The following is a 21,572-nucleotide window of genomic DNA, read 5'->3' as shown; positions in this document are numbered from 1 at the left end:
TTGTTCAACTTATTAATCTAATTGGAAGCGGCAGAAGATCTTCCATACTAGCTCATTCCGATTTGAGACATTTACTTTTTGAAAAATTACCTTTAAATGATCTTGTACCGTGTAGGTTGAAATATCAAGATTATAAGCAATCTCTTTTGTAGGAATCCCTTTAATAACTTCAAATACTACTTCCTTTTCTCTAGGGGTAAGATTATAGGCCGTTATTAAGAAATTGAGCATTTCTCTTGATGATGCTTCATTTATTAATAAAGCAATTTGCTGTTCTTTTTGGCTCGTCAGCAAAAGTGATGCCCGAATAGCGATATAGCCTGTATCTTTGATAGGTACTATTAAAGAAGTATTTGAATTGTAATTGTCAGCAAGTAGTTTTGCGCAGATAGCTTGAATAGGCTTAGGAACTTGAATTTCTGCTAAACTTTCATACTTTCTTAAAATGGATAGCAATTCACAAGCTTTGGTATTACTTGAAAGAATTTTTAACCCTTTATCAAAAATAACAATGCCTTGTTCTCCTTCTACAGCTGGAATTCTCTCCTCAATAATATAATGATGGAACTTCTTTAATGATTCGCCCATAATTGGCATCAGTCTTTTTAAAAGCACTAGATCTTGATCTTTAAATAAAGACTGCTCATTTTTAGCTCTTTTGAAAAGTGTTAAAAAACCATAGCATTGTCCTTGGTAAGTTAATACGGCTCTTACTTCATCACTAAAACCATTGGGCATTAAAACTTCTCTATAGCGAAAGCTTCGACTTGAGGAATCACTTAACCTGCCTATGTTTTGCCCACTGTGCACTAAGAATCCATATTTATTTACATCTTCTGTCGTATATTCCAAATCCATAATTTCCTGATGAATCGCCTCTATTGATTGTTCAGTGACTGCTCCTACAGAAAAAAGTGTATGTGTATCCGTTAATGTACAGCAATACGCATCAAAATTTATATGTGTCCGTAGAGCTTCGATCATCAATTGGCGATATTCGAATGAATTTTTGCTGTGCTTTAAGCAATGGTCAGATTTTTGTTGCCAATATTGTGTTTCCTTCATAAACACCTACCTCCCCCCAGAAATATGGGATAGTTCTTTTTTTCTGAAAGTTTATAATTGAGAATAATTCTTAATTGAATTGTACAGAAGTTCAACAAGGAGGAATACTATTTTGAAGTAAATGTTTACTTTTTATTGTCTTGCTAGCTACTTCCGTTATTAGTGGCTGCTCAGAGAAATCGTCTCAAGCAATTGTGGGTGGTGAGAATTCAGATTAAAGCTACTATTAGTGCCCCTAACTCACCTGCTATTTTTCCAAGCATCCTGTTGGCAGAACAAAAGAGGATATTGAACTTATTACCTGGGAAACAGTAGATACCCTTTTAGCTCAAATACAAAAAACAAGCACAATTTATGGTACTTCCTCTTAATATGGGAGCTAATCTATATGCAAAAAGAGTGCCATTACAACTTATAGGAGGTTTAGCACATCAAACTATTTTCGTACCTAGTCAAGGTGGTCTACCAGATATTTTTATGGAATAGTCCACACAAATACTAGGTGACTTCACTAAACAATCATCAAAATGATTGCTTAAAGATGAAGAAATTGCTCTCAAAATCTTAACGCATAAAAATAAATTGTTTTGGAGGTATTTTAATGAATAGATCTATACATAGCTGGGACAGTCCTTCTGTCAACAATTATCAACAGTCCATTCGACAAAAAATCATAGGCTATGATCTTATTTATGACATGATGGTCAATATACTTCAGAATTTCACTCCTGCAAATAAATTTTTAGTGGTAGGTGCTGGAGGTGGACAGGAATTACTCACTTTAGGCAAATCATTTCCTTCTGCCCATTTCACAGCAGTCGATTCCTCAAAGGAAATGCTGGAGCTGGCTGCTAAACAAATTGAATCGCTACCACATCGACCTACTATTATGTGGGTTGAGAAGGATCTACTATCCTTAAGAGTAAATGAGGTCTTCGATGTAGTTAGTTGTCATTTGGTTTTGCATTTCATAGAAAGCCTTGATCAAAAGAGAACAATGCTTCAAAAGATTGCGGATAGCTTAAAAGAAAATGGAGTGTTATTTATTTCATCGATAAATGCTGATTTAACTTCGCAAACGTTCAAACATGAGCTTTATTATTGGCGAAGCTCCATGCTTCATAACGGAATAGGTGAGGATCATTGGCAACGCTTTGAGCAATCCTTTAGCGTCACAACCCATCCTATTAATCTTGAATTGCTTATTAATTTACTGAAAGAGGCTGGCTTTACAACAATCCTTCCCTATTTTAAAACACATATGATTGACGCTTTAGTCGCTATTAAGGGAGAAACTACTATATGAAAAATGGGAATATCTTAATCATCGGAGGCTATGGTGAAGTGGGAGGGAAAATTGCAAAATTATTGTTGCAAAGCTATCCCAGCAGAATATGGATTGCCGGAAGAAATATAGAAAAGGCTAAGGATTTCTGTGTCCAGCACAAAAACTTAGTAAGACCTCTTCAATTGGATGTGTCAGAAAAAATGCATCCAGAGCAATTAGAAAATGTAGCAATGGTCATTATGTGTCTAGAGCAAAAGGATACTGCATTTGCACAGCTCTGCTTAAATGAAGGGATTATCTATATCGATATTACTGCAAGCTATACCTTTCTTAAAAAGTTAGAGGCACTCCACTCACTAGCGGTACAAAAACATTCTACAGCCATTTTTAGTGTTGGTATGGCTCCAGGATTGACCAACTTAATGGCCATGCATGCTGCAAGGCAATTATCCTCCCTCGAGAAGATGCATATTTCCATCTTACTTGGGGCAGGCGATACACATGGCACTGCGGCAATTCTTTGGATATTACAACAATTAAATAAACCCTTTAGTAGCTACAACAATCAGAAGGTTGCTAATTTTACTAATAAGAGAACCGTGAAATTTAAAAAGATTGGGAAACGAAGTGTGTATCAATTTAATTTCTCTGACCAGCATACATTAACAAAGCATTTCCCTTCTATTCCTATCGTCACAAGATTAGGCTTTGATGTTGAGCCACTCAATAAATTCGTATCCTTTTTACAAAAGAGTAGAATTGCTTACTTATTAAAATTTAACCGTATACAAATCTTGCTCGCTTCACTTATTCAAAAATTTAAAATTGGTTCTGATGTGTGTGGCATACAAATTGAAGCCATTGGGAAAAAACATCATAAAGAAGTAATATTTACATTAGACTTTCTTGATCGCGATGAATCTCTCGTAACAGCGAAAGTAGCAGCATTTATAGCTAAAGAATTTCTTAACAATAAACATCCAGCAGGAGCCTATCATATTGAGGAATTATTTACATTAGACACCTTACAGACTCAATTTGATATGTCCCTTCAATAAAAAAGGCATTTAGCTCTCATCTAAACGGAGAAGCTAAATGCCTTTTGTTTTTTTATAAGACCTTCTCTAAAAAATCCTTTGCACGCTGTGTTGATGGCGCTGAAAAAAACTGTTCTGGAGGAGCATCCTCAATGAGCTTGCCGCCATCAAGGAAAAGAATACGATCAGCAACCTCACGAGCAAAGCCCATCTCATGTGTCACAATCAACATGGTCATCCCAGAATCTGCGAGGTTTTTCATAACAGCCAATACCTCTTTAACCATTTCAGGGTCAAGTGCCGATGTAGGCTCATCAAATAATATAACTTTAGGGTCCATGGCAAGTGCTCGCGCAATAGCAACACGTTGCTTTTGTCCTCCCGATAAACGATTTGGATATTCTAGACGCTTCTCAAACAGACCTACCTTCTTTAGTAACTCTTCTGCTTTGTTGATAGCTGTAGCCTTATCCAAACCCTTCACATTGATTGGCGCATATGTTAAATTTTCAAGCACAGTTTTATGAGGGAAAAGATGAAAATGCTGAAATACCATACCTACTTCTTCACGTATTTTCATTATATTTGTCCCTTTATCTGTCAGGACATCCCCTGCAATCGTTACCTTCCCACTTGTCGGAGTTTCCAATAAATTTAAGCAACGAAGAAATGTCGATTTACCTGATCCTGAAGGTCCGATAATAGCAATTACTTCTTTTTCTTTAACTTCAGTTGATATACCCTTTAGTACTTCATTCTGCCCATAAGATTTGTGTAAATCTTCTATTTTAATCACTTTTTCTCATTCCTTTCTCGATTCGTTTACCAAGGAACGTTAAAACAAGCGTCATAATGTAATAGATTACCCCTGCAAAAAGTAATGGCTCAAGATAACGGTATGTCGAACCTCCTACAATATAGGCACGACGCATAATATCTAATGCACTGATTACTGTCACAACTGCTGTTTCTTTATTTAATGTAATAAATTCATTTACTAAGGATGGTAAAATATTTTTTACTGCTTGCGGAATAATAATATCCTTCATCATTTTTGCATATGGAATACCCAATGCTTGTGCAGCTTCCATTTGTCCTTTATCAACTGCATTGATACCAGCACGGATAATCTCCGAAATATATGCACCTGAATTTAAACCAAAGGCAATAATAGCTGTTGGAATAGGCTCAATTTGGATATCTAGTAATTGCGGTACTGCATAATAAATAATTAGTAATTGTAATACAAGAGGTGTACCGCGGAAAATCGACGTATAGAAATCAGCAAACCAACGTAAAAAATTCACTTTACCAATTTTACATAATGCTAAAAGTATACCTACGATAAAACCAATGATGGATGCACCAATTGCAATTTGAAGTGTAACACCTATCCCTTTTAAAATATAAGGAATAGAGGGAACGATAGCTGTAAAATCTAAATTCACAGCGCTCCCTCCTTTCTTTTTCATCATGATGTAGCTTTGTTTTTTGTACCAAGCACAAATTTAGAAGAGGCTTAAAGGATAATAATGAAAAGCACAAGCGATAGCCCAAAAGTAGAGCTATCGCACGCAATTATTATTCAGCTTTTTCTAACCATTTTTCTTCTAGCTCTTTGATTTTGCCTTCTTCAGCTAGCTCTTTTAAAGCTTTATTAATTTTATCTTTTAAATCGCTTCCTTTTGGAACAGCGATTGCTTTGAAATCTTCAGGCTGTTCTTCTACAGGAAAAGCTTCTAATTGATCATTCGTTTTTAAATAGCCTTTCGCAACGCCACCCTCTAAAATACCTGCGTCTAAACGTTTAGACATCATATCTTGCACAATCTCAGGGATTCGCGTACGTCCTTCTACTGTTACATCAACCTTTTTCGCAATTTCATTACCTAAGTTTTCCTGAATAGATGCAGTTTGTACACCTATTTTTTTACCAGCTAAGTCAGCTTCTTTTTTAATACCGCTATCCTTTTTAACAAGGATTACTTGCTCTGTTTCATTATATTTATCTGAGAAATCTACCACTTTTTCACGCTCTGGATTCGGTGTCATACCAGAAATAACGACATCAATTTTCCCTGCTTGAAGTGCTGGCACTAAACTGTTAAAGTCCATATCTTGCACTTGCATATCAACGCCTATTTTTTCTCCAACTAATTTGATTAGATCAATATCAAATCCAATAATTTCTTCGCCTTTTGCTGCATCCACATATTCAAATGGCGCATAGTCAGCTGATGTACCAACTTTTAATACTTGCTTACCCTCTGTATCCGTAGTAGATCCTGTATCGCTTGCATTATTGTCTTTAGTGCCACATGCTGCAAGTACACCTATTACTAGTACCAGCATCATGATGAATAACTTGTTCTTCATAAACTGTAACTCCTTTTATTTATAATTTATTGTGTATGAGAATACATTTCTCGAATATAGTTGATTGGATATTTATTCATGTTGAAGAATAAAAAATCTATCTGCTAATTAAGATATACTCTTTTGAAATAATAATCAAGATAAACTAAAAAAATTTTAGCTAAATATTATATGCATAATTTTCTGATAAGTCAATTTATTTTTGTTTTCATTCATTTTACATAGTAACTTTACTATTTTCCGTTTTAGCATTATTTATTCCTCCATCATAAAAACAACTTAATTTCAACAGTTCAGAGATAGAGATTATCGCCATCCTTTAAGCTCGCAATATTTAGATTTCATCGCTAGTAGGAATTTTGTATGAATGCCGTAAGTTATCTTGTATAATCCAAATAAATCATTTGAAAGGGATTTTTACGATGAAAAAATTATCGTTATTGCTCGCAATTATTATTGGCTCAGTGCTGATAGCAGGCATTACCTTTTTCTTAACTCAACCTAAGTCGCATGGGCCGCAAGCGATTGAAGGTGTGATGGATTTACGTCATCATTCATTTCACGATAATACGCCTATCAAATTAGATGGGGAGTGGGAATTTATCCCGAATCATTTAGTGGACGGTGAAGCCTTTGATTCCTATCAAAGCTATCTTGTTAATGTCCCTTCAGCTTGGACAAAATATACAATTGATGGGCAACAAATACCTGTATTTGAAAGTGGGACTTATCGTCTCAAGGTTTTAATCGATGATACCGAAGATATTTTAGGAATTAAAACGAGTAACATTCGAATGTCGAACGCATTGTATATTAATGGAAAGCGAGTTGGACATAGTGGAGAGCCAGCTGAGGATAACAGCTATACACCCCACAATACCCCATATACCGCTTATTTTTCGCCTGATAAAAAAGAACTTGAATTAATTGTTCATGTAGCCAATTTTGATTATGCGCCAGGAGGAGGAATTATTAGCTCCATTTTTTTAGGGGATCAATCTAGTATTGCAAAGCTTCGAGAGGGTGCCATATTCTACGATTTAATTACCCTAGCAGGTTTTTTAACAATGTTTATCTACTTTTTTGGCTCATATCTTTATTCAAAATTTGGTATAGAACAGCTTTTCTTCCCTATATTTTGTTTCGCAAGTGGGGTTTACACCCTTACTCATGGCGAAAAGTTATTACTAGACTTTATAAATATTTCCTATGCTCCATTTCAGAAAATGCAAATGATCTCTAGTATAGCTGTAGGCCTTTTTATATTGTTGTATTTTTATCGTGCTCTAATAAAACATATGAATCGTTTAGTTGTGAAAGTGTTTTGTGCAATAGGTACCCTTCTAATGCTGGTTGCATTGCTTCCAACATCCATTAATTCACTATTTCAGAATATCAACTCATTGTATGTATTCGCAAATATTGTTTATATCTTCTATGTACAAATTATAGCAATTTACAAACGTGCTACTGGAGTAATGTATTTAACATTAAGCTCTCTAGCCATTTTGCTTTATTTTATCGTTGCTACTTTAAATACAAATATTAATCTTGAACTGAGTGCTCTACCACCATTGTTGCCATTTATTTGCCTGACAATGCTTTCCCTATATATTTCTCATCGTTTTGCAGATTCTTATTTAGAAAAAGGCAAGCTAACGGAGGCACTGATACGTGTAGATAAATTAAAGGATGAGTTTCTCGCTAAAACATCTCATGAATTCCAAACGCCCTTACATGGCATTATAGGCATTTCACAATCTATGCTGAAGGATAATAGTTTACCTATCTCAGCGGACGAACAAAAAGAAAAAGTATCACTTATTTTCAATATTGCAGAACGTCTATCCTATTTAGTCAATGATTTACTTGATTTTTCAAAGCTGAAGGAGAATGAATTAACATTGCGGATGGCATCTGTTGATTTATATGCCATTACACATATGACTGTTGAAGTGCTTTCCTACACGATTAGCAAGAATGTCAAAATTTATAATCATATAGAACGGGGAACCTTTGTCCAAGCTGATGAAAACCGTCTTCGCCAAATTTTATATAATTTAATTCATAACGCAGTGAAGTATACAAATGAAGGAAAAATTGATATAACTTGTTATGAGAAACAGTCATTCCTTGTGATTGAAGTTAAGGATACTGGGTGTGGGATAGCACCAGAAAATTTAAAAACCATTTTTAACCCGTTCCAACAATTCAATTATTCAATCGGTGGCAGTGGATTAGGTTTACATATTACAAAGGAGCTTGTCGAGCGGCAGGGTGGAAAAATATTTGTGGATTCTATTGTCGGACAAGGTACTACCTTTTCATTCAAATTACGAAAAGGTCTGCCGACAAATGAGGAATTACCTTCAATGCCAATCCAAACATACCAGCATCCTTTCCTAACATTCCCACATATTGTTGAAAAAATAGGAAAGAAAAAAATTCTTATTGTGGATGACGATGCTGTTAATTTAAAGGTACTAATAGATATATTGACCCAAGAAAACTATTCCATTATAGCAATTGATAACGGACATCATGTATTTGAGTACCTTACACAACAACCTAGTATTGATTTATTAATTTTAGATATTATGATGCCCTCTATTTCTGGCTATGAGATATGTCAACAGGTTAGACAAAATTACACGTCTACAGAGCTACCTATTCTAATGTTGACTGCGGCGGTTCGACCAGAGGATATGATTGCAGCCTTTCAATCTGGTGCAAATGATTTTTTACATAAACCTTTAGATGCTACCGAGCTAAAGACTAGGGTTCGCAATCTTCTTTTATTGAAGGAGTCTGCAGAAACAGCTGTGAAAATGGAGACCGCGTTTTTACAAGCACAAATTAAACCTCATTTTATTTATAATGTCTTAAATTCCATTCTGTCCCTAAGCTATTTAGACTTAGATAAATCACGGGCAATGATTACAGATTTTGCTACATTTTTACGTAATAGCTTTGCCTTTGAAAATGCCAACAGTCTTGTCCCTTTGGAAAAGGAGCTTAGTCTTATTGAGGCCTATGTAAATATTCATCGCACTAGATATCCTGAGCAATTAGAATTTAATATTTGCATGGATGAGCCTATCCAATGTCTTATTCCTCCTTTACTGCTTCAGCCTTTAGTTGAGAATGCCCTTCTTCATGGTTTGAAAGTCAGAAAAGAGCTTAGCGAGCTACAATTAGTTATAAGGCAGGAAGAGCATATGGTGATTTTCCAACTGATTGACAACGGCATTGGGATATCTTCAGAGCTTTTAAGACAAATTCAAAATGGTGAAAAAACAGCTAGTCAAGGCATTGGTATTTTAAATATTTCCAAACGATTAAAAAAATTCGACAACGCTACTATCCATTTTGATAGCCACGAAAACAAAGGAACGACTGTTGAAATAAGATTTCCAATAATTACTTTATAGAGGATGTGAGCAGCTTGTTAAAAGCAGTTATTATAGATGATGAAATTTTAGCCATTCGTTTATTAGAATCCATGCTAAAGGCAAGTGACTCTATTGAGATTATTGGAACCTTCCAGAATCCAAAAGATGGTTTAGTAAATATCGGCATGTTAAAACCTGATATTTTGTTTTTAGACATTGAAATGACTGAAATGACTGGTCTTGAATTTGCTTCTAAAATAGAAGATGTCTCAAGCTATATAGATATTGTCTTTGTTACAGCTTATGAAAATTATGCGTTAGAGGCCTTTAATGTTCAGGCTATAGATTATATTTTAAAGCCAATTGACCACACCCGACTCTTAAAAACAATTGATAGGCTACTTGAACGAAGGCAGCAAAAAAAGCTGATACAACCAATTGATCATGCTTCTGTAAATGAAGGGACCAAAATTATTCATACATTACACTTCCATATACACTCAGGAAAAGTTTCAATTGGTGATACTGTATTAACTTTATCAACAAAAGAATTTCAAATTTTGTTCTTTTTAGCACAGCATTGCAATCAAGCTTTTCCAGCTGTCGAGCTGTACCGACTTATTTGGGACGAGGATAGCTTTGGACAAACACAAGCCTTACGAGTTCATATCAGCAATTTAAGAAAGAAACTCGAAGCAATTCCAGGACACACAGCTAAAATTTCTATGGTAAGAGGCTCTGGCTATCAATTAATTTTTCAAGCTGAATAATTTAAAAGGGAAGTTGATTAAACCGAGCAACTTCCCTTTTCCTCTTGAATTGCCCAATGATTACTGATTAGAATCCACTGCTCTCTCATCTAGTTCAAAAATTTTATCCCCTTGGAACAATCAATTCATCAATTTTACAATTCTATTTTTCATTTTTTTTGCACTAAAAAGACTGTTTGCTTTAGGGCAAACAGTCCTCCTTCTATTTTATCGTATGTTCTTCAGGGAACAATTTTGACTTTAATTCATCTTCACCAGAGCCCTTGGCTAGTGGAACGCGAGAACGATAGGCTGCACGACAAATTAAATGCCCTGCAACGGGTGCTGTCACAAAGACGAAAAGAATACCTAAAATGAGCCGTACACTAACAAAACCATCATGTACCCAAAAATAGATAAACGCTCCTAACAAACAGGTTAAAACTGATAATGTAGAGCTTTTCGTAGCAGCATGTGATCGTGTATAGACATCTGGTAGGCGAATCATTCCAAATGCGCTAATAACACTCACAATGGAACCTATAAGAATAAGGATAACTGCTGCCCATTCAATCATTTGATTTACGTTCAACAATCACACCTCTTTCTATATATTTTGTAAATGCAATCGTTCCGATAAACGCTAAAATGCCCAAAATAAGAATAGCTTCTAAATATGCTTTAGTCTTCAATATTATAGAGACAATCGCAATAGCTGATAATAAATTAACTCCAATTGTATCGAGAGCTATCGCTCGATCAGGCAGTGACGGACCACGGATAACACGATATAACGACAGCGCAATGGAAATACTGAAGAAAGCAAGTGCAAGAAGTAATATATTGTTAATCATTAGCGTGTCACCTCCATTATTGCTTGTTCGAATTTTCCAATTGATCGTATAACTGCATCCTTTGACTGTTCGATGTCCATAGCATGGATATAAAAGACATCTCCCTCTTCCGATACCTCCATGACGACAGAGCCAGGTGTTAATGTTAACAATAAGGCAAGAGCTGTAATCTCCCAATCACCCTTTAATACAGTTTTATATGTGAAAATACCAGGTGTAATATTTAGCTTAGGCGTAGTGATTTGTCTTAATACACTATAGCTTGATAAAAATAGCTCCCAGTTAAACAGCCATAATAACTTGATAATGGAAAAGACTCTCCGCATGTAAAATTGAGTACCATAAAAGCGATGCATCGCATATAGAATACCCATACCTACTACAAAACCCATTAGAAATGTCGAAAATTGTGGTGTCACTTCATCCTTTAGAAGTAACCAAAGTGTTGCGATAAATAAATTTAAAATAAACTGCATCGCCATTATTTATTCACCTCACCTTGCCATTGTTCGCCATCTAAAACTGCATCGATATAGATAGATGGTGTATAAAGTGTTTCAGCTGCATCTGTGACAAATGGTGCCAGTTTTTCTGCCCCAATCCCTAATCCAAATGTGCAAACAGCCAGTAATGTTAAAGGCAACAATATACGTTTAGGTAAAGGTTTTTCATCCTCTAAGCTAATAATGGTTTCGCCGAAAAAGGAAGAAAGAAATATCCTTAACAATGAATATAAAACAATTAAACTAGAGAAAAACCCTAGACCTAATAGAACGAAATGGCCACCTTCTATCGCACCTTGTCCAATTAAAACCTTTCCTAAAAAACCACTCAGTGGGGGTATACCAGCTAGTGAACACATTGCTATAAAGAACAACCATCCAAAAATGGGGTAGTTACGAATAAGTCCACTCATCTTATCAATTACTGTTTCCCCAGTGAGATATATCATCATGCCAACAGCTAAGAACAACATAGCCTTAGCTATCATATCGTGCATTAAATAGTAGATAACACCTTGTAAGGCTGACTCTGTGCCTACAGCTAGCCCAATTATTATAAAACCAACACCAATTAGTACATTGTAAGAGGCTATTGTTCTAACATCACGACCTGAAAGTGCACCGATACAGCCTGCTATAATTGTGAGTCCAGCCATGATGCCAAGAGCTGTGTGTGTGACTTCAGGATTGTTAGGGAACAGCAATGTAAAGGAACGTACAAGTGCATACATCCCTACCTTTGTTAATAAAGCAGCAAATAAAGCAGCAATGGCAGTTGGTGGTACACTATACGAGCCTGGCAACCAGAAGAATAATAAAAGCCCAGCCTTCAAGCTAAAGACGATTAAGAAAATAAGCGCTACTGTTGTAATAAGAGGATTAGCTCCTGCCTCCATTACACGAACTGAAATATGTGCCATATTTAATGTGCCTACCGTTCCATACAGAAAAGCTAGTGCCACTAAGAAAATCCAAGAGGCAACAATGTTGATGAGCACATATTTCAATGCTTCACGTAGCTGAATTTTTTCGCCACCTAAGCTAATCAATGCATAGGAAGCGAGCAACATTACTTCAAAACACACAAATAAGTTAAAAATATCGCCCGTCAAAAATGAGCCATTGACACCTGCTATCATCAGCAAGGTAAATGGATAAAAATACATTTTTTCATATCTTAGCTCCATTGTAAAAATTGCATATAGCATACAAATGAGGGCTACAATATTTGCAACTAACACTAATAGTGTCGCAAATGAATCGGCTACAAATGAGATTCCAAATGGTGGTGCCCATCCACTAAAATCAATGCGCATCACTCCCTGTTCTTGAATCTCTACTAATAAAATGACGCTAATGATAATAATAAAGCTCAATGTCAATAAGCTGATGATACGTTGTAGCGTCACATGCTCTTTTAAAAACACCAGTAAAATAGCCGTAATTACTGGTACAATTAATGGTAAAACAATCATATTACTCATCAGGCGTACCTCTCAATTCATCAAAATTCCCTGAACCATTTGTTTTGTACGCGCGATACCCTAAAACGAGAACAAAAGCAGTGACAGCAAAGCTAATCACAATCGCTGTTAATATTAATGCTTGAGGTAATGCATCTGTATATGGTCCCTCTGATTCTCCTAATAACGGGACATCCCCTTTTTTTAAACCTCCCATAGTCAAAATCAGTAAGTGGGCAGCATGAGATAAAACAGCGGTGCCTAAAATAACACGCAATAACTGCTTCGAGAGGATTAAGTACGTCGCAACAGCTACTAATATACCTACTAAAACAAGTATTAAAGACTCCATTGGCTACTCATCCTCACTTATACTTAAAATAATTGTTACAACAACCCCCACCACTGTTAAAGCCACACCTGCTTCAAAAATAGTGACAGTTGAAAAGCCCATTTTCCCAAAGATAGGAACATCTATATACGTATGTGCTTGTGTTAAAAATGGGACATCAAAAAACAACGAACCTATTGCTGTTCCAGTTGCTAGCAATACACCAAGAGCTGCAACTTTTTTGAAGTCGAAAGGCATCCCTTTATGAACAGTTTCAATATCATAGGCTAGATATAACAAAACAATGCCTGAGGCTAACACCAGACCACCTATAAAGCCACCACCAGGAGCATGATGCCCAGCAAAGAATAAATACACGCCGAGTGTTAAAATAATGAACACAACGGCTTTGGTGACGGTTCTTAAAATCACATCATTAATTTTCATGATCTGCTTCCTCCTTTCGTGGCTTAAGCTTTGTCAGAGCATAGACCCCTAAGCCAGCAATTAGAAGAACAACAACCTCTAGCATCGTATCAAAAGCACGGAAATCCCCTAGTATTGTATTAACGATGTTGGAACCGCCAGCCAATTCATAGGCATCATTGAAGTAAGTAGCCACTGGTTCAAAGCGATCATAGTGTACGACGGCTAAACCAACAATAGTTACGGTTGCACCAACAAAAATAGAAATTAATGCTTTTGACCATTGAACCCTTTTACGTGGTAGCTCTGGCATTAAATCTGGCAAATATTTAAAACATAAAAGGAATAAAGCTGTTGTGACCGATTCAACAACTAGTTGTGTTAAAGCTAGGTCTGGTGCACGGAAAATAACAAAGAAGAAGGCAATAGAATAGCCTAGTACACCATTTAGCAACATGGCTGTCACCCGACCCTTTGCGAAAATCATCCAAACAGCAGCAAAAATCATGACAAACACAAGGATTAACTCGTAGGATTCTATAGCGGAATCTTTGTCAAAATTAAAGGTCATGGCATCTGACCAAACAAAATAACCAGCGATAAGTGCAACAAAAAATACATATATATAGACAAAATAATGTGTTAAATTACCTGTCATATATTTATTGGTAAGCTTCTGTGAGCCATTTTCACTCATCTCTATCATTCGATTGTAATACGTATTAAACGTATACTTTTGTGAAAATAGACGATAAAGTGGCTTCCAGCTTTTTAATGTTTTAAATAAGATAATTCCAATAATAATGACACCTACTGTCATCAATAACTCTGCATTGATGCCATGCCATGCATGAATATGTGGTGTTAACTCACTTGTAGTTGGGAATGTTGGATAAATACTAGCCATAGCAGGCTCTAAAATATAATGACCTAATATATTAGGGAAGAAAAAGATACCAACTACCAACAAGCATAAAATAATTGGCGATATTAACATGCCAAGTGGAGCCTCGTGTGGTTTTTTATCAATCTTCTCTGGCTGTAGTTTACCCAAAAATGTACGACTAATTAAAATCAAACTATAGACAAAGGTAAAGATACTTGCCACCCATGCTACTGTAGGAAAAAACAGCCCTATATCAGCAATAGAGAATGCTTCTACATCACGAATAGCCAATACTGCTGCAAAAAACATTTCCTTACTTAAAAAGCCATTAAATGGTGGCAATCCTGCCATTGAGAAGCTACCTATCACTGCGATTGTAAAAGTGATAGGCATGAAAGACATTAAGCCACCTAAACGACGAATATCACGAGTACCTACTTCATGATCGACAATTCCAACCATCATGAATAAAGCTCCTTTAAAGGTCGAATGATTCACAAGGTGGAATAGCGCTGCAAAGCTTGCTTGAGTGTAAAGAATTGAGTTTTCCTCATAGCCATAATAATGACCAACAGACCCAAGACCAAAGAGACTCATAATTAAACCAAGCTGACTCACTGTTGAAAAGGCTAATAATGCTTTTAAATCCGTCTGACGGACAGCATTAAATGAGCCCCAGAATAATGTAACAAGGCCGATAACACTAACTAGCCAGAACCATACTGCCTCTCCTCCAAAAACTGGTGAAAAACGAGCAACTAAATAAATACCTGCCTTCACCATTGTTGCGGAATGTAAGTAAGCACTAACTGGTGTTGGGGCCTCCATAGCATCAGGCAACCAAATGTGGAATGGAAATTGTGCAGATTTTGTAAAGGCCCCTAATAAAATTAGAATAAGGGCTGGCGTAAATAAGGCATGATCTCGTATAACCTCTACATTAGCTACAATTTCACGAATACTAAATGTATGAGAAGCCACATAGAGCATTAAGAAACCCGCAAGCATTGAGAGTCCGCCAAAGACTGTAATCATCATCGCTTTTTTAGCTCCTGCGCGAGAAGCCTTTCTATGATGCCAAAATGCGATTAATAGGAATGATGACACACTTGTTAATTCCCAAAATGTGTATAATACCATTAGGTTATCTGAAAAAACAACGCCAAGCATAGCGCCCATGAATAGTAATAAATAGCAGTAAAAATGATGAAGAGATTCTTTCGTTGATAAATAAAAAATAGAATATAAAATGACTAAACTACCTACACCTGTAATCAGCAGACCAAAAATCATACTGAGTCCATCTAGGTAAGTTGTGAAATTTATATTAAAAGAGGGAATCCACTCATATGTATGAATAACGGTTTTACCCTCGGCTAATTGAGGAATATAGCGAGCGAGTAAAAGAAACAAGATGAATGGAACAGATAAAACAAACCAGCCAAGATGTGTGACACGCCTTAGTCGCCTGTAAAGCAATGGAATTAGAGCAGCACAAACAAATGGCAAAAGTATCGCAATGAGAACTGTGACCAAATGAAAACCTCCTACTATCTAAATCATCTAGCAAATTTTTGTGGTGATGGGCATGTAAAGTGCTAAGACTTTAGAAATTTGTTCAAGCTAAGTAACATATTAGATGTATTCTTGAAATTATTTAATGGAATATGGTGGGGTGTTAAAGTGCTTAATTGTTTATTAAAAAGGTTATTTTAGTTATTTAGTCACTTCTAACCCGATGCAAGCCTAAATAACTTGTGGAAAATCAGATAATTTATACAGTTACAATTCAGTTAATATCAGCATGATGAAGACACTTGACTATCTATTTAACTCACTGCATAATAGTGTGGCATATGAAAGCAAAGTAGCATAGATGCACAGAATGCATAAATTAAATAATCTCTAATTATCGATTTAGGCTTAATCCTTCAAGGGTTTTCCAATACATTTTCGTTAACTTTTATACATTTTTAAGTATACAATATAAATGAGCATAATGCACTGTAACAGCATCGATTTTAGCTGTTTTAGGATAATTTTTTCAAAATCAACAGTGAAATTAACAAAATACCAACAGATAAGAGGTGTACATTTTTTATGAAGCATGTAAAAGGGCGTTTGGATGAAAGTATATTAGTTTGTGTTTACTACGGCTTAAATGGCGAACGTTTGATTCGTCGTGGTCATAAGATGGCCACAATGCTTGATTGCCCACTCTATATTCTTTCAGTCGATTCGCAACCCCTTGATGCATTTGACGCAGAGAAATCTAGTTATATAGAGCAATGGAAAAAGTTATCAGATGAACTTGAGGTTGAAAAATTTATTTTGCAAGATAATGAAAAACGCCCCATACAAAAGGTTATTGCAGAGGTCGCAAAGAATTATAGTATTTCGCAAATAATCGTAGGGCAAAGCGCACAAAGCCGTTGGGAGGAAATCACTAAAGGCTCGTTCTTAAACGTACTGTTAAAGGAAGTTCCTTTTGTTGATTTTCATATCGTAGCTGTTCAACGCCCAACCGATGATGATGCAAATGAAACATATGAAAAAGGAGTACGTGCTTACTTAATTAAAGAACAGGAGAACTTTAAAGTAGCATTTACATGTCCTAAGTATGTATCGATTGAAGGTATATTCTTTAAAGAAATTGGCACAGATTTTGACAACGGCATCTTTAAATTTACTTACAACGATAAAATGCATGAAGTTCATATTTCAGAGGGCTATGTAATTGATCAGGAAAAATTGCCAGCAGAATTTTTAGCTCCATTAAGACAATAAAAAAACGCGTAGATACGCGTTTTTTTTATTAGACAGCAGCTGAAGCAGGTTTATCTTTCGGTAAGAAGAAGGCAACTAGTAATAATAAAGGTAATAATGAAACAACAATCATTGTAAAATCAATGCCTTTATGATCCATTAAAACGCCGATAACCATTGCCCCTATTGCGCCCATACCAAAAGCAAATCCTGTTGTTAAACCAGCCATTGTGCCAATTTTTGTTGGGACTAACTCTTGCGCATAGACCACTGTTACGGAGAAGCTAATCATAATCAACGTACCAATAATAATCAAAAATATCATAGCCGCCCATAATGGTACATATGGCAATGCTAAACAAAATGGCATAGGGCCAACTACAGAAAGGATAATAACATTTTTCCTACCAATACGGTCTGATAAAGAGCCTCCGAAAAAGGTACCTACTACACCAAATGCCATGAAGGTGAAGATTAATATTTGCCCTAGTCGAAGGCTGACTTCATAGTGATCCATTAGATAAAACACATAAAAACTTGTTATATTTGTTGTATAAAATGATCGTGCAAAAATAATTGTAAATAATAATGTTAATGCGATTCCAACTTGTTTTTTTGTTAATGGAGGCAATGTTGAAACGAGTACACGCTTTTTCTTGGTTGTACGCTCCTGCTCCAATTGTTTTTTATACCATGTAGCAATTTTACTTAATAAAAGGATACCAAACGTTGCAATGACTAATATGATCGCAGCCCCACGTTGCCCTAGAATATCAAAGATGTAAGCACTAATTAATGGTGCTAGTGCTTGCCCTGAATTTCCCCCCACTTGATAAATTGACTGTGCAAGTCCTCGTTTAGATCCAGCTGCCATAAAGGAAACTCTCGATCCCTCAGGGTGAAAAATAGCTGACCCGAAGCCTATAAATAATACCGCAATAATAATAATCCAATACTGCGTTGTGAACGCTATAATAGCAATCCCTATAAATGAACTAATCATACCGATAGGTAAAGCATAAGGCATTGGTTTTTTATCACTGATAAAGCCTACCGCAGGCTGCAATGCAGAAGCAAATATGTTTAATACAAAAGAAATCATTCCAATTTGTGTAAAGGTCAATCCTAATTCACTCTTAAATATCGGAAACATCGCTGGGATAACAGCTTGCATCGTATCATTTATTAGGTGAGCAACACCGATTGCAATCATTATTGGATAGATTGGATTGGTTACATTTAATTGTTTATTCATGTTGCCACCTCACTCTTATTTTGTTTAAACATGATTGTCGCATACTATCGACCATTTTGCACAAGCTATAGTTCGACAGCTGTAAAAGGAGTTGATATATGCATGGAAAGCTTTATTCATGCTCACTTTTGGGAAATGATTCTACGAACAACACTTTCGTTTTTTGCCTTACTAATTCTGGCACGTCTACTTGGTAAAAAACAATTAGGCCAGTTAACGTTTTTCCATTACATTACAGGTATTACATTTGGGTCGATCGCTTCAGAAATTGCCTCTCAGGAAGAAACACCATTTTTAGATGGTATGATTTCCCTCGTTTGGTGGAGTGCTTTAACGTATTTGATGACCGTTATTACGATTAAATCTAAAAAAGCTCGCGTTCTCATTGATGATAAACCAACAATTGTTATTCAAAAGGGTCTTATTTTAGAATCAGCACTACAAAAAAACCGTCTTCATCTAGATGAGCTTACAATGATGTTACGTGAACAAGCCATTTTCTCCGTACAGGACGTTGAGTATGCTTTACTAGAAACGAATGGAAAGCTCAGTGTGCTACAAAAAACCTCTGAACAAGTGGCTACAAAGCAGGATGTTAAAGCCGATGTATCACCACCTACCTACCTTCCTACAGAAGTTATTTCTGATGGTCAACTTATTACCGAGAATATTGTTGAACTTGAGCTGACAGAAGACTGGGTAATAAAGAAATTGAAAAAGCAAAATGTGCATTCTGTAGAAGAAGTTTATTTTGCTCAAGTCCAAACAAATGGTTCCTTGTACATCAGCTTAAAAGATAAAGCGAGACATTCAAGCCCTTAATTGCTTGTCTAGTCTCGTTTTTTTGTTAATCAATTTTGACAATATCTAAGGGCGTAATAATACCGAGTAATCTTTGATGTGGTTGACCATGCTCCGTTATTAATAATGCCTCAAAGCGTCTCCCTCTTTCGACTCCTTGTTTAAATATTTCCTCAGCCTCATAGATGGATATCGTTCTACTGACAAATTTGTAATTCACTCTATTTTTCTCATGCAATAAGATATCATGCAGTGTTGGTATTCTTTTCGGTAAATGATCACCACCCATCTTTGACGCAAGCCAATTTGTGATTCCTACTGTTGTGATGAGCCCCTTAAACTGCTTATTATAATAAACAGGAAATTGTGTATATTTGCGCTGACGTATCACTTTTAAAACATGTTTTAAAGAATCATTTTCTTGAAAAATCAATACTCTTTTACGGAACATTTGCCCCACAAGCGTTGGCTTAGCAAGGGTAGCATCTATGTATTCAATTCGTTCTACAACATCAGTATGTGGTTCTGCAATCACATAATGTAATGATGTACGATGATGCACAATCGCATTTCGTAAGTCTGCATATGAGCGGAGATCATCTTCATATTTCTTCACCAAGACATCCTTTTTCTTTGCTTGATCAATCAGCCGATAAAAAGGCATAAAATCCTTCGCACCTACAATATCTCTCAGTCTATGATCTATTCGATTAAACGCTGTCAGGAAACGATCGGAATTTTCAGTTCCCACTTTTCATGTCCCTTCTTTCTATAGTAGTCTATATATTTTCCGAGTTATTTGACAAATTTCGAGTTACACACCCATTATATTCCTAAGTTATAGAGATTCCAAGAAAGGAGTTTTACAATCCCTCTTGAAAGTGACGTTACGTCATTTTATATAATGTCATTAACAGAGAGGAGGAGTGATTACCTTGCTTACGATTCACAATGTATCAAAACAAACTGGCATTTCTGTTCGAACGTTACGTTACTATGAGGAGATCGGCTTGTTACTTCCTATAGCAAAGACTGAGGGGGGACATAGGATTTACGGAGAGAACGAGCTCAAAACGTTACAACAGATTGTATTTTTAAAGGCATTGGGCTTCAAGTTGAAAGAAATTCAGACACTTATCAATAATTCATGGAACTGGGAAGCAAGTTTAGACCATCAGTTAGCTTTTGTAGCAGAAGAGCAAAAGAAACTACAGCAAATGAAGAACACTATTCTTGGATTAAAGAATGCTTCGTCTATCGAAGGTGGGTTGACAGAGTCCCTTATCCAAAAGTACATTAAGCTTTCAAATCAAGAACGAGATAATAAGCAAGCCTTCCGCCAGCAGATTTTCGCAGCTACAGAAATGGAACTACTTAGAAAATTACCCAATTTAAATAAAAATGATCCTAATTCTTTAGAGTGGATTGGTTTATTAGGTCAATTAAAGCAGCTTCATAAGGAAAGTCCTGAAGCCGATTCCGTTCAGTTTATTATTAAACGAATGATGGAAAAAGCCGAGGTAGAATATAACGGAAATGATGAATTTTTAGAGAAGATGTGGACCATAAGAAAATCTACTTATAAATCCGAACAAATTGGATTATATCCTTTAGAGGAAGAATTTCTACATTTTATAGAGCAGGCTTTTCATGTTTATGAAACAAAAAAACAGGCGTTAGGAAAATCACAATCATGAACATAGAAATGTTGCTACTGATTGGTACTTTAGCTTTGTTAGACATGTTTAGTCCTTCTATAATTGGCGTATCCGTCTATGTATTGCTTGTGGCTAAAAAACAGCAGATCCGCCTTTTATTAACCTATTTAATGACTGTTGGGTTGTTTTACTTTAGTACTGGGATTTTTTTAATGTTAGGTCTAGGTGTCATATTCAACCCTATTTCTAATTTGCTAGATAGTTACTCAGCTCGATTAATCATGACCATGGTAGGGGGAATTTTATTTATTGGCAGTTGGTTAGTTCCAAAAAGAAAGGCAAATGGATCCCCTAAACCAAAATCTTTACATGTGAGCTCTATGGTAGCTTTAGGTTTCACAACTTCTATTTTAGAAGTTGCAACTGCTCTTCCTTATTTCGCGGCAATAGGTATTTTAACGAGTAATCAAATAGTGTTTTATGAATGGTTACCTTTATTGGCAGGATACAATTTAGTAATGATTGCACCAGGGATCATCCTACTATGCTTTCATCTATTATTCCGCCGATTTATGAATAAACCTTTAAGAAAAATTCAAACGCTTTTTGATCAAAGAACAAGCTCGACACTTTCTTGGATGATGTTCTTTGTAGGATTGATTTTGCTTATAAATGGTAGGATGATTTAAAATAAAAAACGGTAAAAATCCATTTTTACCGTT

Annotated in this window: 21 protein-coding genes; 8 read left to right on the top strand and 13 right to left on the bottom strand. The window is 35.9% G+C overall.

What is annotated here, in order from left to right; translation table 11 throughout:
- Positions 1-12: 12 nt before the first annotated feature.
- On the bottom strand, positions 13-1,065 hold the full coding sequence (locus tag L6W14_RS00880; RefSeq protein WP_237899056.1) for a helix-turn-helix transcriptional regulator: 1,053 nt from the start codon (positions 1,063-1,065) through the stop codon (positions 13-15).
- Positions 1,066-1,666: 601 nt separating this feature from the next.
- Between L6W14_RS00880 and L6W14_RS00875 the strand changes: the two genes are divergently transcribed.
- Positions 1,667-2,371, top strand: a complete 705-nt coding sequence (locus tag L6W14_RS00875) for a class I SAM-dependent methyltransferase (protein ID WP_237899055.1) — start codon at positions 1,667-1,669, stop codon at positions 2,369-2,371.
- On the top strand, positions 2,368-3,411 hold the full coding sequence (locus L6W14_RS00870) for a saccharopine dehydrogenase family protein (protein WP_237899053.1): 1,044 nt from the start codon (positions 2,368-2,370) through the stop codon (positions 3,409-3,411). The genes L6W14_RS00875 and L6W14_RS00870 overlap by 4 nt, the downstream gene beginning before the upstream one ends.
- A 52-nt stretch (positions 3,412-3,463) precedes the next feature.
- Here L6W14_RS00870 and L6W14_RS00865 read toward each other — a convergent pair whose 3' ends face one another.
- The 3 genes from L6W14_RS00865 to L6W14_RS00855 form a co-directional block, all read right to left on the bottom strand.
- The gene (locus L6W14_RS00865; protein ID WP_054548544.1) at positions 3,464-4,186 is read right to left on the bottom strand and encodes an amino acid ABC transporter ATP-binding protein; all 723 of its coding nucleotides are present in this window, start codon (positions 4,184-4,186) and stop codon (positions 3,464-3,466) included.
- Entirely contained in the window at positions 4,179-4,838 is a 660-nt protein-coding gene (locus L6W14_RS00860; RefSeq protein WP_036075291.1) for an amino acid ABC transporter permease, read from the bottom strand. Before L6W14_RS00860 ends, L6W14_RS00865 begins: the two co-directional genes overlap by 8 nt.
- Before the next feature lie 133 nt (positions 4,839-4,971).
- Entirely contained in the window at positions 4,972-5,766 is a 795-nt protein-coding gene (locus L6W14_RS00855; RefSeq protein WP_131522150.1) for a transporter substrate-binding domain-containing protein, read from the bottom strand.
- Between the two features lie 422 nt (positions 5,767-6,188).
- Between L6W14_RS00855 and L6W14_RS00850 the strand changes: the two genes are divergently transcribed.
- A complete protein-coding gene (locus L6W14_RS00850; protein WP_237899050.1) occupies positions 6,189-9,197 on the top strand; it encodes an ATP-binding protein in 3,009 nt (1,002 codons plus the stop codon).
- A 14-nt stretch (positions 9,198-9,211) separates the two neighbouring features.
- Positions 9,212-9,928, top strand: coding sequence for a DNA-binding response regulator (locus tag L6W14_RS00845; protein ID WP_237899047.1), 717 nt, complete (start codon positions 9,212-9,214; stop codon positions 9,926-9,928).
- A 202-nt stretch (positions 9,929-10,130) separates the two neighbouring features.
- On the opposite strand, the gene L6W14_RS00840 is transcribed toward L6W14_RS00845, so the two are convergent.
- Genes L6W14_RS00840 through L6W14_RS00810 form a run of 7 tightly spaced genes read right to left on the bottom strand, consistent with a single transcriptional unit; the run spans position 10,131 to position 15,906 of the window.
- Complete coding sequence (locus L6W14_RS00840; protein WP_004233152.1) at positions 10,131-10,499, bottom strand: Na+/H+ antiporter subunit G; 369 nt, start codon at positions 10,497-10,499, stop codon at positions 10,131-10,133.
- Positions 10,477-10,761 carry a Na(+)/H(+) antiporter subunit F1 gene (locus L6W14_RS00835; RefSeq protein WP_131522147.1) on the bottom strand — a complete coding sequence of 95 codons (285 nt, stop codon included), beginning with the start codon at positions 10,759-10,761 and terminating at the stop codon, positions 10,477-10,479. Before L6W14_RS00835 ends, L6W14_RS00840 begins: the two co-directional genes overlap by 23 nt.
- The gene (locus L6W14_RS00830; RefSeq protein WP_131522146.1) at positions 10,761-11,243 is read right to left on the bottom strand and encodes a Na+/H+ antiporter subunit E; all 483 of its coding nucleotides are present in this window, start codon (positions 11,241-11,243) and stop codon (positions 10,761-10,763) included. Before L6W14_RS00830 ends, L6W14_RS00835 begins: the two co-directional genes overlap by 1 nt.
- Positions 11,243-12,748 carry a Na+/H+ antiporter subunit D gene (locus L6W14_RS00825; protein ID WP_131522145.1) on the bottom strand — a complete coding sequence of 502 codons (1,506 nt, stop codon included), beginning with the start codon at positions 12,746-12,748 and terminating at the stop codon, positions 11,243-11,245. Before L6W14_RS00825 ends, L6W14_RS00830 begins: the two co-directional genes overlap by 1 nt.
- Positions 12,741-13,079: a Na(+)/H(+) antiporter subunit C gene (locus tag L6W14_RS00820; protein ID WP_004233143.1), complete on the bottom strand. Its 339-nt coding sequence runs from the start codon at positions 13,077-13,079 to the stop codon at positions 12,741-12,743. Before L6W14_RS00820 ends, L6W14_RS00825 begins: the two co-directional genes overlap by 8 nt.
- A 3-nt stretch (positions 13,080-13,082) precedes the next feature.
- Complete coding sequence (locus L6W14_RS00815) at positions 13,083-13,505, bottom strand: Na(+)/H(+) antiporter subunit B (RefSeq protein WP_004233141.1); 423 nt, start codon at positions 13,503-13,505, stop codon at positions 13,083-13,085.
- On the bottom strand, positions 13,495-15,906 hold the full coding sequence (locus L6W14_RS00810; RefSeq protein WP_237899045.1) for a Na+/H+ antiporter subunit A: 2,412 nt from the start codon (positions 15,904-15,906) through the stop codon (positions 13,495-13,497). The genes L6W14_RS00815 and L6W14_RS00810 overlap by 11 nt, the downstream gene beginning before the upstream one ends.
- Positions 15,907-16,470: 564 nt before the next feature.
- On the opposite strand from L6W14_RS00810, the gene L6W14_RS00805 reads away from it, so the two are divergent.
- Positions 16,471-17,157: an adenine nucleotide alpha hydrolase family protein gene (locus L6W14_RS00805; RefSeq protein WP_036075307.1), complete on the top strand. Its 687-nt coding sequence runs from the start codon at positions 16,471-16,473 to the stop codon at positions 17,155-17,157.
- 28 nt (positions 17,158-17,185) lie between these two features.
- Here the strand turns inward: L6W14_RS00805 and L6W14_RS00800 are convergent, their stop codons facing one another.
- Complete coding sequence (locus L6W14_RS00800; protein WP_131522143.1) at positions 17,186-18,391, bottom strand: MFS transporter; 1,206 nt, start codon at positions 18,389-18,391, stop codon at positions 17,186-17,188.
- 102 nt (positions 18,392-18,493) lie between these two features.
- On the opposite strand from L6W14_RS00800, the gene L6W14_RS00795 reads away from it, so the two are divergent.
- The gene (locus L6W14_RS00795) at positions 18,494-19,213 is read left to right on the top strand and encodes a DUF421 domain-containing protein (protein ID WP_237899044.1); all 720 of its coding nucleotides are present in this window, start codon (positions 18,494-18,496) and stop codon (positions 19,211-19,213) included.
- Positions 19,214-19,238: 25 nt separating this feature from the next.
- Here the strand turns inward: L6W14_RS00795 and L6W14_RS00790 are convergent, their stop codons facing one another.
- Positions 19,239-19,943, bottom strand: coding sequence for a CBS domain-containing protein (locus L6W14_RS00790; RefSeq protein ID WP_048395772.1), 705 nt, complete (start codon positions 19,941-19,943; stop codon positions 19,239-19,241).
- Positions 19,944-20,118: 175 nt separating this feature from the next.
- Between L6W14_RS00790 and L6W14_RS00785 the strand changes: the two genes are divergently transcribed.
- Both L6W14_RS00785 and L6W14_RS00780 read left to right on the top strand, forming a co-directional pair.
- Positions 20,119-20,889 (top strand): MerR family transcriptional regulator, encoded by a 771-nt coding sequence (locus tag L6W14_RS00785; protein ID WP_233732282.1) that lies wholly within the window; start codon positions 20,119-20,121, stop codon positions 20,887-20,889.
- Complete coding sequence (locus L6W14_RS00780) at positions 20,886-21,539, top strand: GAP family protein (RefSeq protein ID WP_237899042.1); 654 nt, start codon at positions 20,886-20,888, stop codon at positions 21,537-21,539. The genes L6W14_RS00785 and L6W14_RS00780 overlap by 4 nt, the downstream gene beginning before the upstream one ends.
- Positions 21,540-21,572: the final 33 nt, after the last annotated feature.

It is taken from the genome of Lysinibacillus sp. ACHW1.5, from assembly GCF_022014815.1.
In the GTDB taxonomy this organism is placed as follows: Bacteria; Bacillota; Bacilli; order Bacillales_A; family Planococcaceae; genus Lysinibacillus; species Lysinibacillus capsici.
Note: the sequence above shows the minus strand (reverse complement) of the source record. Positions and strands in the feature narration are given on the sequence as shown.